At 66.2% G+C, this 13773-nt stretch carries 7 protein-coding genes; 2 read left to right on the top strand and 5 right to left on the bottom strand.

Features of this window, described 5'->3' with window-relative positions; genetic code table 11:
• Positions 1-71: 71 nt before the first annotated feature.
• The 4 genes from VGU65_RS13935 to VGU65_RS13950 all read right to left on the bottom strand — a co-directional run bounded on the left by VGU65_RS13935 (position 72) and on the right by VGU65_RS13950 (position 7481).
• On the bottom strand, positions 72-833 hold the full coding sequence (locus tag VGU65_RS13935; RefSeq protein ID WP_327476683.1) for an NAD kinase: 762 nt from the start codon (positions 831-833) through the stop codon (positions 72-74).
• A 134-nt stretch (positions 834-967) separates the two neighbouring features.
• Positions 968-1636 carry a hypothetical protein gene (locus VGU65_RS13940; protein WP_327476685.1) on the bottom strand — a complete coding sequence of 223 codons (669 nt, stop codon included), beginning with the start codon at positions 1634-1636 and terminating at the stop codon, positions 968-970.
• A gap of 208 nt (positions 1637-1844) precedes the next feature.
• Positions 1845-2156, bottom strand: coding sequence for a type IV secretory system conjugative DNA transfer family protein (locus tag VGU65_RS13945; protein WP_327476687.1), 312 nt, complete (start codon positions 2154-2156; stop codon positions 1845-1847).
• Between the two features lie 381 nt (positions 2157-2537).
• On the bottom strand, positions 2538-7481 hold the full coding sequence (locus tag VGU65_RS13950) for an NAD-glutamate dehydrogenase (RefSeq protein ID WP_327476688.1): 4944 nt from the start codon (positions 7479-7481) through the stop codon (positions 2538-2540).
• A 425-nt stretch (positions 7482-7906) separates the two neighbouring features.
• Here VGU65_RS13950 and VGU65_RS13955 point away from each other — a divergent pair, with 425 nt between their 5' ends.
• Positions 7907-9091, top strand: coding sequence for an efflux RND transporter periplasmic adaptor subunit (locus tag VGU65_RS13955; RefSeq protein ID WP_327476689.1), 1185 nt, complete (start codon positions 7907-7909; stop codon positions 9089-9091).
• Between the two features lie 13 nt (positions 9092-9104).
• Entirely contained in the window at positions 9105-12281 is a 3177-nt protein-coding gene (locus tag VGU65_RS13960) for a multidrug efflux RND transporter permease subunit (RefSeq protein WP_327476691.1), read from the top strand.
• 217 nt (positions 12282-12498) lie between these two features.
• Here the strand turns inward: VGU65_RS13960 and VGU65_RS13965 are convergent, their stop codons facing one another.
• Positions 12499-13659: an acyl-CoA dehydrogenase family protein gene (locus tag VGU65_RS13965; RefSeq protein WP_327476693.1), complete on the bottom strand. Its 1161-nt coding sequence runs from the start codon at positions 13657-13659 to the stop codon at positions 12499-12501.
• Positions 13660-13773 lie beyond the last annotated feature (114 nt).

The following is a 13773-nucleotide window of genomic DNA, read 5'->3' on the forward strand; positions in this document are numbered from 1 at the left end:
CAAGGGTCACGGGAGGCTCAGGTTCGAGTACCGCGCGACGGTAGCAGGAGGTGCCCTGCTCGGGGACCGCCTTATTCCGCCGCGAACTGCTCGTCCAGGATGCGCTGTTCCAGGTTGTGTTCCGGATCGAACAGCAGCTTCACGCCGCGTTCCTGCGCCTGGCAGATGGTCACCGTGCGCACGTCGCGCACCTCAAGGAAATCGGCGGTGGCGCTTACCGGTCGCTTGCCGGGGTCGAGCACGCGCAGCGTCACCAGCGTTCGATGGGGCAGGATCGCACCCCGCCAGCGGCGTGGGCGGAACGGGCTGATCGGCGTCAGCGCCAGTACGTTGGCGTCCAGCGGGAGAATCGGGCCGTGCGCCGAGAGGTTGTACGCAGTGGAGCCGGCGGGCGTGGCCACCATGATGCCGTCGCAGACCAGCGCCGGGATCTTCACCGCCTCGTTGAGGCTCACTTCCAGGTGCGCCGCCTGGTTGGTCTGGCGCAGCAGCGACACCTCGTTGAAGGCCAGGGCCTGCTGTTCGTTGCCGTGCACATCGGTGGTGCGCATCTGCAATGGATAAAGCACGGCCGCGTGGGCGCGCTCGACACGCCCCGGGAGGTCGTCGAGCTGGTGCTTGTTCATCAGGAAGCCTACGCGTCCCAATTTCATGCCGTACACCGGCAGCTCCAGTGCACGATGGACATGCAGCGTGCGCAACATGAATCCGTCGCCACCCAGCGCCACGATCACCTCCGCGTCCAGCGGCGGCACGTCACCGTAGCGCTCGACCAGTTTGCGGCGGGCCTGCTGGGCGATGCCAGTCTCGCTGGCGACGAAGGCAAAGCGCATGGGCGTCCGGTGTGGCCGAAATGTCATGAGCTTAACGCAGCGGCCGGCACGGCGACGCAAGCGAGCCGCGGCGTAAAGCCATGCACCAGCCAGACGGGGCGGCCGCCATACAAGGAAACGGAAAACTTCCGCCGTCATCCCCCCGAGAGCGGGATCTGCCCGCCGGATCGATGAACCCGGGAACCACCCTGAAGTTCGAGTTCCTCCGCTGGAACCCATGCCTGGAAACAAACGATCGACGTTTGCAGGCAGCCCGCGGGGTTGGCTAAATCCGGATCGCGGCCCCACGTCATGACCGAATCCATCAAGGCGTCATTGTCGGACTCGGTTATCTTGCCCGGCTGGCACTTCATTTCGCTCGCCGCATAGGGCGCCTCGATGTTCTGGATGAGCACCCCTCCGGCCTGCGCTCCGGTTCCGGAGATCGAATAGACGACGTATTTATAGACGCCATCGGCGAACGAGTAAGCCATTCCGCCGGTCGACCTGCCATACACCAGGTGCGAGCTGAAAAAGGCATTCCTGGCGTCCGCGTTTCCATTCGGATAGAGGTATTCCGACGCCCCCGGACGTCCAAACGCGTAGTAAAAGCGGACGCTCTCCTGGCCCGATTCAGATGCGGCGCAGATCGATACAATCTTTCCTCCGCTCAACGGGCACGAGAAAACGATCTGGTCGGCTTTTTCGCACATCGTCCCGCCGGCTTCCGGCACGGACTCGGCTCTCGCCGAGGGCGAAATCACGGGCACGCACATGGATGAAAGGCCGAGCACAAACGCACCAATGATCGGTTGAGCTTTCATCTTTTCTCCCCCTCTCTCGGATCATCGCCGGACCCGGGAAGCGACGCTGTTCGCGGAAAACACTGAACAGGTTGGAAATGGGCTGCCTGGCTCCGCCTCGCCACAAGCCGCATCAGCGTGGTCGGCATCCCGTTGCTTTTCATCCGCGCACGTTCTCGGACTCATCCGGAGGCGGCGCCGCAATCGCTGCAAGTTCCACTGGCGGCAATTATCCTTTTCCTGAAGAACGCGCTCTTGAAGTACCGGTTCTTCCGACAGCGGATCGGCGTGCAACCCTCGTAGAAGATGATCTCCCCGTGGATGGGCAGAGCCTGAGTTCCTGCGGCAGCATCAGCGGGCGGCGTTCTTCGGCGTACGTGTAGGAGGTCGTGCCCTTGCTCACGGTACGGTTGCGCCGGCGCACGGTGGTGTCGCCGAGCATCTTGGAGCAGTTGTCCGCATCCTGTTGCTCGCGCGGGCTGAACACGATGCTGGCGGCATGGTTGGTGACGTAGGTCTGCGCCGCATCGGCGCCGGGCAAGCCTGATCCTGCCCACGCAGGGCACACCACCTGCGGCAGGTCGAGCGCCCGCAGGTACTGCCAATATAGGTAGCCGGTCCCAGCGGGATCGCGAGCTCCAGCAGCCACAGCGTCAGGAAGCCCGCCAGGTAGACGCCCACGACCAGCGGTCACGCCTGGTATGCCGACCGCAAGCGCCATGGCTCTGCCGCTCATGCCTGCCCCGTCCCTAGGAGAGGGCGCAGTCTAGCTCCGCGGCTTCCGGCTTTTGGGCGCCAGCTCGGAAGATCGGAAAAGCCTTACAGCCCGCCGCGCCAAGACGTGATGGCCCGCACTTGTGCGGCAGCACACCGCGACGGCACGGACCGGCCCCCGCCGTAACGGGGAACCGGTCCCGCGGCCTTATTGCACCGGCACCTGCGCCAGCTGGGCCAGGCGCCGCACCGCCACCGAGGCAATCGGATAGTCGGCGTTCTGGGTCAGGATCTCCGCCAGCATGCTGCGGGTGTACTTGAGCGTGGCATCGTCGCGATCAAGCCAGGCCTGCACCGGCGAGACGTCCTTGCGGCCACCAGCCAGGGCCAGCACCTGCTGGGCCAGTGCTCGATGCTGGTGGTTGAGTTCGTCCAGCAGCGAGCCACGCGCCTGCGCGTGCCAGTGACCTTCCACCGGCAGCGCCTCGATCTGGCCGCGCAGCCACTCGAGGTCGAGCCGTTCGCCCAGTTCGTAGAACACGCGGGCGACGGTGGCGATCGGCTGGCCGCTCTGTTGGGCGACTTCGCACATGTCCAGGACCGCGCGCAGCACCGAAATGCGGGCCAGCCGCACGGCCAGCTCCGCCGGCACGCCCAGGCCTTCCCACTTCTCGCAGCTGAGCTCGAAGTCGGCTTTGCCCGTTTGCGTGAGCGCGTCAGGCAGCGCTTTGCGCAGCGCGGTGACACCGTCCTGGTAGCGCTCCACGTTGGCGGCGATGTCCAATGTGCCGCCCGGGCGGTTGAGCAGCCAGCGGGTCATGTGACGCAGCTGCGACCAGATCTGCATGATCGCGTCGATCTGCGTGTCCTCCGCGACCTTGCTGTCCAGCGCCTCGATCTGCGCCCACAGCTCGCGGGCATCCAGGATCTCGCGCGCGGCGGTGTAGGCCTTGGCGATCGCCGCCGGGCCCTGACCCGTGTCCTCCTGCATGCGCATCATGAAGGTGGCGCCCATGCGGTTGATCGTGGAGTTGGTCACCGCGGTGGCGATGATCTCGCGCTTGAGGCGATGGCGCTGCATGTTGGCCGCGTACTTGCCGTGCAGCGGCTCTGGGAAGTAGCGCACCAGCTCCTTGGACAGGTACGGATCTTCCGGCACGTCCGACTCGAGCAGCTGCTGGAACAGCTTGATCTTGTCGTAGGACAAGAGCACCGCCAGCTCCGGCCGGGTCAGGCCCTGGTGGCGGGTCTTGCGCTCGGTCAGCTCCGCGTCGGAGGGCAGGTTCTCGACCTGGCGGTCGAGCAGGCCCTCGGCCTCCAGCTCGCGGATGAAGTGCGCCATCGAGCCCAGCCGCTTGACCGACTGGTGCTCCATCAGGGTGATCGCCTGGTTCTGGCGGTAGTTGTCCCACAGCACCAGTTGCGCGACCTCGTCGGTCATCGCGGCCAGCTGCTTGTTGCGGCCTTCCTCGGTCAGCTCGCCGCGGCGTACCGCGTCGTTGAGCAGGATCTTGATGTTGACCTCGTGGTCGGAGGTGTCCACGCCGGCCGAGTTGTCGATGAAGTCGGTGTTGAGCAGCACGCCATGCTGGGCGGCCTCGATGCGGCCCTTCTGGGTGAAGCCCAGGTTGCCGCCCTCGCCCACCACCTTGCAGCGCAGGTCGGCGCCGTTGATGCGCAAGGCGTTGTTGGCGCGGTCGCCGACATCGGCGTTGGTCTCGTGCGATGACTTCACGTAGGTGCCGATGCCGCCGTTCCACAGCAGGTCGACCGGCGCCTTGAGGATCGCGCTCATCAGTTCCGAGGGCGTCAGGTGGGTTGCCTCACCCTTGATGCCCAGCGCCTCGCGCACCTGCGGGGATACCGGAATCGACTTCAGGCTGCGGGCGTAGATGCCGCCGCCTTCGGAGATCAGCGACCTGTCGTAATCGTCCCAGCTCGAACGCGGCAGCTTGAACATGCGCTGGCGCTCGGCGAAGGATTTCGCCGCGTCCGGGTTGGGGTCCAGGAAGATGTGGCGGTGGTCGAACGCTGCCAGCAGGCGGATGTGTTCGGACAGCAGCATGCCGTTGCCGAACACGTCGCCGGACATATCGCCGATGCCCACGCAGCTGAAGTCCTGGGTCTGCGAGTCGCGGCCGAGCGCGCGGAAGTGGCGCTTGACCGATTCCCAGGCGCCCTTGGCGGTGATGCCCATGCCCTTGTGGTCATAGCCGTTCGAGCCGCCGGAGGCGAACGCGTCGCCCAGCCAGAAGTTGTGCTCGATCGAGATCGCATTGGCGATGTCGGAGAACGTCGCCGTGCCCTTGTCGGCCGCGACCACCAGGTACGGGTCGTCCAGGTCGTGGCGTACCACCTCGTGCGGCGGCACCACCTTGCCCTCGACCAGGTTGTCGGTGATGTCGAGCAGGCCGTTGATGAACATCTTGTAGCAGGCGATGCCCTCGGCCAGCTGCGCGTCGCGGTCGCCGGCGCCACCCGTCGGCATGGGCGGGCGCTTGACGAAAAAGCCACCCTTGGAACCGACCGGCACGATCACGGTGTTCTTGACCATCTGCGCCTTGACCAGGCCGAGCACTTCCGTGCGGAAGTCCTCGCGACGATCGGACCAGCGCAGGCCGCCGCGCGCCACTGCGCCGAAGCGCAGGTGGATGCCTTCCACGCGCGCGGCCGACACGAAGATCTCGCGGAAGGGCACCGGCTTGGGCAGGTCGGGCACTTTGTGCGAGTCGAACTTGTAGCTGATGTAGGGACGGTACGCGCCGTCCCACTGCTGGAAGAAGCTGGTGCGCAGGGTGGCGCGGATCACGCCCAGGAAGCTGCGCAGGATGCGGTCGTCGTCCAGGCTGGCGACGTTTTCCAGCAGCAGGCCGATGGCCTCCTCGATGGTCGACACCTGCTCCGCGCGCGAGCGCGAGAGCATCGACACCAGGCCATCGACCAGCCCCGGCTGCGCGGCCTGCACGTTGCCCGGGATCAGCAAGCGCATCTCGGCATCGAGCAGCTCCCTGGCGGTCTTGAGTTCGCCGGCGGAAAGGCTCTCGCGGCGCGGGTCGAACTTGGCGTTGAACAATTCCACGAACAGCCCGGCGATGGCCGGATAGCGGTTGAGCGCATCCTCCATGTAGGCCTGCGAGAACGACACGCCGGTCTGTAGCAGGTACTTGCAGTAGCCGCGCAGCATGGCGACCTGGCGCCAGTTGAGCTTGGCGCCGAGCACCAGCCGGTTGAAGCCGTCGTTCTCGGCATTGCCGCGCCAGATCTGCTCGAAGGCGTCCTCGAACAGCGTGCCGACCTGCTCCACGGTGAAGGTGAGGTGGCCGACCGGCTGCACCTCGAAATCCTGGATGAACAGCGGCGTGCCGCCGGTGTCGACGTCGTAGACGTGCTCGGTGAGCACGCGCAACCCCAGGTTTTCCAGCTGCGGCAGCACTTCGGACAGGGCAATGTCGCTGCCGGAGCGGTAGACCTTGAAACGCAGCTCGTCCGGCCGCTGCGGCGGATGGTAGAAGGACATGCGCACGGCATCGTCGCCCTCCAGCAGCGACAGCTCGTGGACGTCTTCGGCGGCCACCTCCGGGCTCACCTCGTCGGCGTAGCCGACCGGCAACGCCTTGGCATAGCGGTTGGCCAGAACCACACCCTCGTGGTCGCCGCGCGCGCGCACCAGCGCGTCGCGCACGTCGTCGTGCCAGTTGCGCACGATCGAGGCCACGGACTGCTCCAGTGCCGCCGTGTCGTATGCCGTGCGATCGCCGATCTTCGGGCGCACCACCACGTGCAGGCGCGCCAGCGCGGCCTCGCCCATCAGCACGGCCGAATCGACATGCTCGCCGTGCAGGGCATCGCGCAGCAGATGCTCGATGCGCTCGCGCACGGTGGTGTTGAAGCGCTCGCGCGGCACGTAGACCAGACAGGTATAGAAGCGGCCATAACGGTCGCGGCGCACGAACAGGCGCGTGCGCGCGCGCTGGCGCAGCTCGAGGATGCCGCTGGCGATGGAGAACAATTCCTCCTCGCTGCTCTGGAACAGCTCGTCGCGCGGCAGGGTCTCGAGGATGTGCCGCAGCGACTTGCCCGAATACGAATCGCGCTTCAGGCCGGAGCGGCACATGACCGCTTCGACCCGCTGGCGCACCAGCGGCACGTCCTGCGGACGGACCATGTAGGCATTGGAAGTGAACAGACCTAGAAAGCGCTGCTCGGCCACCGGCCTGCCAGCCGCGTCGAACTTGAGCACGCCCACGTAATCCATGTAGCCAGGGCGGTGCACGTGCGAGCGCGCGTTGGTCTTGGTCAGGATGATCGCATCGGTGGCGCCGGAGTGCGGCAACTCCGAGGCGACCAGGCTTCGCAGCGAGCGCGGCGCTACCGAGCGCTCGCTGCCGCGCAGGATGCCCAGGCCGGAGCTGTCGATGGCGCGCAACACGTCCTCGCCGTCGGCCTCGGTCACCTCGTACTCGCGGTAGCCTAGGAAGGTGAAGTTGTCATCGGCGAGCCAGCGCAGGAAATCGGCGGCTTCCCCAACCGAACGCTCGTCCATCGGCAGCTTGCGCTGCGGCAGCTCGGCGGCCACTGACAATGCCTTGTCGCGCATGGCCGACCAGTCGCCCACCGCGGCACGCACGTCTTCCAGCGCCGCTTCCACACGCGCCTGGAGCGCAGTCTGAGCGGCCTCGTCGGCGACGCGGTCGACTTCGAAATGCATCACCGACTCGGCCACGCCGGCCTCGTTGCCCAGGCGCTGGAGCTGGCCCTTGGCGTCGCGGCTGGCCTTGATCACCGGATGGATCACCGCGTGGATCTGCAGTTGTTCCGACACGATCATGCTGACCGTGTCGACCAGGAAGGGCATGTCGTCCGTGACCACTTCGACCACGCTACGGCCCGCGTGGCCGCGCCCGGGGTTGAGCACGCGCACCTTGGCACGGCCAGGCTCGCGCTGCTGGAGGAAATCGAGCAGGCCGGCAACGAGCGAGGCCCATTCCGCCGGCGTGTGCAGGTCCACGTCGCTGTGCGCCATCCGCGCGAAGAAGGCACCGATAAAAAATTGCGCCTCATCAAGGCGCTGGGTCGGAAAGCCGCTGTTCTTCAGTTCCTCGAAAACAGCCGGGGGAACCGCACTGTCGCTGGTCGCGCGAATGGCATTCATGGCATCTGCTTGTCAGTGGAAACGAAAGTACCCGCGCCGGGGATGCGCAAAGCCCGAAAAGGATACGCCGGGCGTCAGGGCGATTCCACCGACGGGGCCTGAAGTTGCAAGGACCCGAGCGCATTGCGAGCTTTTCGTCGAGGTTCATGTCGATCGCCGGTGCCGAGCTTCGTCGTGCTCCGGTGGCGACCGATGAGCAATCCCTTGCGACAGGTTTTGATTACGACGCCCGGTAACGCGCAAGTCTTGGCTTGCACGGTTCGCAAAATGTAAACTCGACGGTATAGTTGTGCATTTCCAGCCGGCGATGGCCCCGCCGTCGGCGCGCCGTGTCACGACCATTGGCACTGGTCGGCCACGGCTACGTTCGTATGCTCGCCGGCTTCCCGCCGCGTCCTGACACGCCTCATAAGAATGGAGTTCCCATGAAGTCCACCACAACGCGCACCTTGGCTCTGTGCCTCGGCCTGCTCACCCTGGCCGCTTGCGGCAAGGGCCAGCCGCAGGGGCAGCAGCAGATGCCGCCGCCGCAAGTGGGCGTGATCACCGTCAAGCCGCAGACCGTGCCGCTGACCAAGAACCTGGTCGGCCGTCTATCGGCCTTCCGCAGCGCGGACGTGCGGGCCCGCGTGCCCGGCGTGCTCGTCAAACGCACCTACGAGGAAGGCACCGACGTCAAGCAGGGGCGGTTGCTGTTCCAAATCGACCCGGCACCGCTGAAGGCAACGCTGGGCGCGGCGCAGGGCAACCTCGCACAGGCGCAGGCGAGCTACACCAACGCCAAGATCAATGCTCAGCGCGCCCGCGAGCTGGCACCCAAGGGCTATGTGTCCAAGGCCGACCTGGACAATGCACTGGCCGCCGAACGCAGCGCCGCGGCCGCCATGCAGCAGGCGCGCGCCAACGTGCAGTCGGCGCAGATCAACCTGGGCTATGCCGACGTGCGCTCGCCGATCGACGGCCGCGCCGGCCAGCAGCAGGTCACCGAGGGCGCGCTGGTCGGCCAGGGCGAGGCCACGCTGCTCACCACCGTCGACCAGATCGACCCGCTGTACGTGAACTTCACCATGAGCGTGGCCGAGCTGGAGCAGCTGCGCCAGGCGCAGGGCCAGGGCAACGTGTCACTGGCAGGCAACGCCAACGCCAGCGTGCGGGTGACGCTGCCCAACGGCAGCCCGTACGGCGAAACGGGCACGCTGGACTTCTCCTCCACCACGGTCGACCCGGCCACCGGTGCGGTGAAGCTGCGCGCACGCATTCCCAATCCGCAGCGCACCCTGTTGCCCGGCATGTACGTCACCATCGCCGCCTCGCTGGGCCAACGCCACAACGTGTTCCTGGTACCGCAGCCGGCCGTGCTGCGCGACACGGTGGGCGCCTTCGTCTTCACCGTCGGTGCCGACGGCAAGGTCGCCCGCCGCGACGTGACCACCAGCGCGATGGACGGCAACGACTGGGTCGTCACCGGCGGCCTCAAGGCGGACGAGAAGGTGATCGTCTCGGGCGTGCAGAACGTCAAGGAAGGGGCCCCCGCCAATGCCTCTCCGTGGCAGCCGCCGGCAGCGGCTGGCAAGGCCTCCGCGGCCTCCGCGACCGCGCGCGGCAAGTAACGGAGCCAAGACCATGCCGAGTTTTTTCATCGACCGCCCGATCTTCGCGTGGGTGGTGGCGATCCTCATCTCACTTGGCGGCGTGCTGGCCATCCTCAACCTGGGCGTGGAGTCCTACCCGAACATCGCGCCGCCTGCGGTGACGGTGAACGCCTCCTACCCCGGCGCCAGCGCCGAGACCACCGAGAAAACCGTCACCCAGGTGATCGAGCAGCAGCTGACCGGCATCGATCACCTGCTGTACTTCAGCTCCTCCTCCAGCTCCAGCGGCCGCGCCAGCATCACGCTGACCTTCGAAAGCGGCACCGACCCGGACATCGCGCAGGTGCAGGTGCAGAACAAGGTCGCATTGGCCACGCCGCGCCTGCCCTCGGAAGTGACCCAGCAAGGCGTGGTGGTGGCCAAGGCCAACGCCGGCTTCCTGATGGTCGTAGCGCTGAAGTCCGACAACCCGAACATCGACCGCGACCGGCTGAGCGACATCGTCGGCTCGCAGGTGCTCGACCAGATCTCGCGCGTACCCGGCGTGGGCAGCACCCAGCAGTTCGGATCCGAGTACGCCATGCGCATCTGGCTCAACCCGGACAAGCTGCAGGGCTACAGCCTGTCGGCCACCCAGGTGCTGAACGCGATCAAGGCGCAGAACGTGCAGTTCGCCGCCGGTTCGATCGGCGCAGATCCGGCCCTGCCCGGCCAGGGCTTCACGGCAACGGTATCGACCGAGGGCCGCTTCACCAGCCCCGACCAGTTCGCCGGCATCATCCTGCGCGCCAACCCGGACGGCACTACGGTCAAGCTCGGCGACGTGGCGCGTATCAGCTTCGGCCCAGGCAACTACGGCTTCGACACCACCGTCGACGGCAAGCCGATCGGCGCCTTCGCCATCCAGCTGCTGCCCGGCGCCAACGCGCTCAACGTGGCCACCGCGGTGCGCGGCAAGATGGACGAGCTCGCTCCCAGCTTTCCGCCGGGCGTGAGCTGGTTCAGCCCGTACGACAGCACCTCGTTCGTGAGGATCTCCATCGACGAGGTGGTGCACACGCTGATCGAGGCCATCATCCTGGTCTTCCTCGTGATGTGGCTGTTCCTGCAGAACATCCGCGCCACGATCATCCCGACGCTGGTCATCCCGGTGGCCCTGCTGGGCACGTTCTTAGGGATGCTGGTGCTCGGCTTCACGATCAACCAGCTGACCCTGTTCGGCATGGTGCTGGCCATCGGCATCGTGGTGGACGACGCGATCGTGGTGATCGAGAACGTCGAACGCATCATGACCGAAGAGAACCTCGCGCCGAAGGAAGCCACGCGCAAGGCGATGGGCCAGATCACCGGCGCCGTGGTGGCGATCACCGTGGTGCTGACGGCCGTGTTCGTGCCCTCGGCGCTGCAGCCGGGCGCCTCGGGCATCATCTACAAGCAGTTCGCGTTGACCATCGCGGTGTCGATGGCATTCTCGGCCTTCCTGGCGCTGTCCTTCACGCCGGCGCTGTGCGCGAGCTTCCTGCAGCCGGAACACCACAAGAAGAAGAACGTGGTCTTCCGCAAGTTCAATCAGTTCTTCGACTGGACCACGCGCACCTATACCGGCCACGTCGGGGGTGCCGTGCGGCACGCGCCGCGCTGGATGTTCGTGTTCGTGCTGGTTGCGGTGCTGGCGGGCTTTCTCTACACCCGCCTGCCCGGCAGCTTCCTGCCGGAGGAAGACCAGGGCTACGCGATGTCGGTGATCCAGTTGCCGCCGGGCGCCACCAAGCAGCGCACCGAAGAGGTGATGGGCCAGATGCTGAAGATCCTGAAGAAGGATCCCTCGGTCGATACCGTGCTGCAGGTGGCCGGCTTCAGCTTCATCGGTTCGGGCGAGAACGCGGGCATGGCGTTCATCAAGCTCAAGGATTGGGCCGACCGCAAGGACACCGCGGCTGAGTTCATCCAGCGCGCCAATGGTGAGCTGTTCCAGATCCATGACGCACGCATCTTCGTGGTGAACATCCCTACGGTGCAGGGCCTGGGCCAGTTCGGCGGTTTCGACATGTACCTGCAAGACCGTAGCGGCGCCGGCCGCGACGCGCTGACCCAGGCTCGCAACATGCTGCTGGGCAAGGCCAGCCAGGATTCGCTGCTGACCGGCGTGCGGCCCAATGCGCTGGAGGATTCGCCGCAGCTGCACCTGGACGTGGACCGCGTGCAGGCGCAGTCGATGGGCCTGTCGGTGGGCGACATCTACAACGCGATCGGACTGATGCTGGCGCCCGTTTATGTCAACGACTTCACCTACGGCGGCCGCGTCAAGCGCGTGATCATGCAGGCCGACGCCTCCTACCGCATGAGCCCGGATGCGCTGCAGCACTTCTTCACGCCTAGCAGCACGCAGACCACCAGTGCCGGCACACCCGACATGATCCCGCTGTCGAACGTGGTGCATGCGGACTGGCGGATGGGTTCGCCTTCGCTGACCCGATACAACGGCTACGCCGCGGTGGAGATCGTCGGCTCGCCCGCCCCCGGGCACGCCTCGGGCGAGGCGATGAACGAGATGGAGAAGATCGTCACCAACGATCTGCCCAAGGGCTACGGCTTCGACTGGACCGGCCAGTCCTACCAGGAGATCCTTTCGGGCAACGCCGCCACGCTGCTGATGGTGCTGTCGATCGTGATCGTGTTCCTGGCGCTGGCCGCGCTCTACGAGAGCTGGTCGATTCCTGTGTCGGTGCTGCTGGTGCTGCCGCTGGGCCTGCTCGGCGCGGTGGTGTTCACCCTGCTGCGCGGGCTGCCCAACGACATCTACTTCAAGGTCGGTCTGATCACGGTGATCGGCCTGGCGGCGAAGAACGCGATCCTGATCGTGGAGTTCGCGGTGGAGCAGCAGGCCCATGGCCAGACGCTGCGTGCCGGCGTGATCGAAGCGGCGCGCCTGCGACTGCGGCCGATCCTGATGACCTCGCTGGCATTCATCCTGGGCGTGTTTCCGCTGTTCATTTCATCCGGCGCTGGCGCCAACGCCCGCCATGCGATCGGTACCGGCGTGATCGGCGGCATGCTGTTCGCCACTTTCCTGGGCGTGCTGCTGATCCCGGTCTTCTACGTGGTGGTGCGCCGCCTGCTGGGCGACAAGCTCGACGGCGACGGCCCGGCCAGGCCCGGCCTCGAAGGTCCGCACACCTTCGACTCCGATCCGCGTCGCGGGCACTAGCCGACAACGCTTCCTGTCCCCCGTTACTTATCAAGGATCGGGGTGAAGGGCCGGGGCTCGCCCCGCACCACAAAGCAAAAGCCCGGGCGATGGCCCGGGCTTTTGCTTGTGTCCTTGACAAGGCGTGCAACTGACCTTCGTTCCGGCGAAAGCGGGGATCACGGCCTAATGGCGTGCCCTCCCGCGAACCTCCGCCCCTCCAAAAGCAAGCAGGAGATCAACGCAAACCCGTCTCGTTGCGGGCGATCACGATGCGCTGGATCTCGCTGGTGCCTTCGTAGATCTCGGTGATCTTGGCATCGCGGAAGTAGCGCTCCAGCGGCATCTCCTTGGAGTAGCCCATGCCGCCATGGATCTGCACGGCCTGGTGGCTGATCCACATCGCCGCCTCCGACGCGGTCAGCTTGGCGATCGCCGCCTCGGTGCCGAAGCGCCCGCCGTTCTTCTCCGCCTCGCCCTTGGCCCATGCGGCGCGCAGGGTCAGCAGGGTGGCCGCATCGAGCTTGCACTTCATGTCGGCGATCTTGGCCTGGGTCATCTGGAACGTGCCGATCGGCGAACCGAACGCCTTGCGGTCGCGCGACCACTGCAGCGTGGCCTCGTAGGCCGCGCGGGCGATGCCAACCGCCTGCGATGCGATGCCGATGCGACCGGCGTCCAGCACGCCCATGGCGATGGCGAAGCCCTTGCCCTCCTGCCCGAGCATGTTCTCCTTCGGACAGACGTAGTCGTTGAATTCGATCTCGCAGGTAGCGGATGCGCGAATACCGAGTTTCGGCTCGGTCTTGCCGGCATGGAAGCCCGGGCGCTTGGTGTCGATGATGAACGCCGACACGCCCCTGGCGCCGATGCCCGGCGTGGTGATCGCGAACAGCACGATGTAGCGCGCTACGGGACCTGAGGTGATCCAGCTCTTCTTGCCGTTGATCACCCAGTCGCCGTCGGCGTTCTTCACCGCGCGGGTGTGCATGTTGGAGGCGTCGGAGCCGGACTGCGGCTCGGTCAGCGCATAGGCGCCGATGGCCTCGCCCGAGGCGATCGCGCGCACGTAGGTCTGCTTCTGCTCCTCGGTGCCGTGCTTGAGGATGCCGTTGCAGAACAGCGAATTGTTGACCGACATGATGGTCGAGGTAGCGGCGTCCGCCGCGGCGATCTCGATCATCGCCAGCACGTAGGCGATCGGGTCCATGCCGGCACCGCCGTACTCGGTCGGCACCTCGATGCCCATCAGGCCGAGCTGGCCCATTTCCTGGATGTTCTCGAGCGGGAACTGGCCCTTGGCGTCCAGCTCGGCCGCCACCGGCGCGATGCGCTTTTGCGCGAAATCGCGGGCGATGGACTGGATCGAGAGCTGGTCTTCGGTAAAACGGAAATCCATGGGCGGCTCCAAGGCTGGGCGAAGCCCGCTAGTTTAGCGGATCGGCATGCGCCCCCGTAGGGCGGAACGGACTCGCGCTCCCGCGCCATGAGCGCCACCCTTGACGACCATGGC

The sequence above is a fragment of the Frateuria sp. genome (assembly GCF_035943815.1).
Taxonomy (GTDB): domain Bacteria; phylum Pseudomonadota; class Gammaproteobacteria; order Xanthomonadales; family Rhodanobacteraceae; genus Frateuria_A.

Excerpts from the sequence above, each read along its gene's own strand:
- VGU65_RS13935 (WP_327476683.1), bottom strand. The coding sequence starts at position 833 with ATGCGCTTTGCCTTCGTCGCCAGCGAGACTGGCATCGCCCAGCAGGCC.
- VGU65_RS13940 (WP_327476685.1), bottom strand. The coding sequence starts at position 1,636 with ATGAAAGCTCAACCGATCATTGGTGCGTTTGTGCTCGGCCTTTCATCC.
- VGU65_RS13950 (WP_327476688.1), bottom strand. The coding sequence starts at position 7,481 with ATGAATGCCATTCGCGCGACCAGCGACAGTGCGGTTCCCCCGGCTGTT.
- VGU65_RS13955 (WP_327476689.1), top strand. The coding sequence starts at position 7,907 with ATGAAGTCCACCACAACGCGCACCTTGGCTCTGTGCCTCGGCCTGCTC.
- VGU65_RS13960 (WP_327476691.1), top strand. The coding sequence starts at position 9,105 with ATGCCGAGTTTTTTCATCGACCGCCCGATCTTCGCGTGGGTGGTGGCG.
- VGU65_RS13965 (WP_327476693.1), bottom strand. The coding sequence starts at position 13,659 with ATGGATTTCCGTTTTACCGAAGACCAGCTCTCGATCCAGTCCATCGCC.